This is a genomic window from Streptomyces sp. NPDC031274 (assembly GCF_055570235.1).
Window position 1 is genome coordinate 1 of record NZ_JBVIHP010000481.1, and the last position, 1041, is coordinate 1041.

A 1041-nucleotide genomic window follows, 5' to 3' on the forward strand; every position below is an offset into this window, starting at 1 on the left:
CGAGGGTGTCCTGCCGTCGGTCATCGACGGCGATCTCGGCGCGATCCTCGGCGTCGGCTTCCCCGCTCACCTCGGTGGGCCGTTCTTCGCCATCGACGTCATCGGGCTGCAGGAGTTCGTCGCCGAATGCGACAGGCTGGCGGCGGCCTATGGCGAGGCGTACACGGTGCCACCCCTGGTGCGGGACATGGCGACCGCCGGCCAGACCTTCTACGGAGCAACGGCCGTGGCCTCCCCCGGCGTCGGCGGGCTCCGGACCGCCGCACCGGTCGGCTGACCGGCCCGGGACGCCCCTGGAACCGAGAACCCACGATCACTCCCGATGAAGGGTGTTCAGTGATGTCCACTTCCGACCCCACCGCCCACAGCGAAGCCGCCCCGAGTGTGTACACGCTCGCCGATACCGATCCGGGTCGGCTTGCGCTGGTCGCCCCGGACGGGCACGAGGTGACATTCGGCGGGCTCGGCGAGGCGGGTAACCGGCTCGCCAACGGGTTGCGCACGCTGGGACTGGGTCGCGGCGACGTGGTCGCCGGCGTACTGCACAACTCGGTCGAGTACTTCGAGCTGGTGATGGCCACGGGGCAGGCCGGGATGCACATGGTGCCGATCAATGTGCACCTGACCCCCGGCGAGGCCGGCTACATCATCGCCGACAGCGGCGCCAAGGCACTCATCGCCCACGCAGACTTGGCCGCTGGGCTCGCGCCGGTCGGCAACCAATTGCCGGCCGCCCGCTTCACCGTTGGTGGGGAGGTCGCGGGGTGGGACGATTACGCCGCGATGATGGCGGCCGCCTCACCCAGCCGTCCCGAGGAGCGGTTCGCCGGGTCAATCATGGGGTACACCTCGGGCACCACCGGCCGCCCCAAGGGCGTACGCCGCGGGGGGACTTCACCGATCCCGCCCGAACTGATGATCGCTATGTTCGGCAAGTTCATGGCCCGATTCGACCTGCACCCCGGGCACGGTGTCCACCTCTCGTGTTCGCCGCTGTACCACATAGCTCCGGGCATCATGGCCTCCCAGCTGCTGCATCTG

At 69.5% G+C, this 1041-nt stretch carries 1 protein-coding gene and 1 pseudogene; both read left to right on the forward strand.

Annotation, left to right across the window (positions count from 1 at the left end; translation table 11 throughout):
• Positions 1 to 277 (forward strand): annotated as a pseudogene (locus ACZ5CR_RS47330) (hypothetical protein); the annotation flags it as partial.
• A 62-nt stretch (positions 278 to 339) separates the two neighbouring features.
• On the forward strand, positions 340 to 1041 hold a 702-nt coding region (locus ACZ5CR_RS47335), incomplete at its 3' end, for an AMP-binding protein (RefSeq protein ID WP_468870269.1).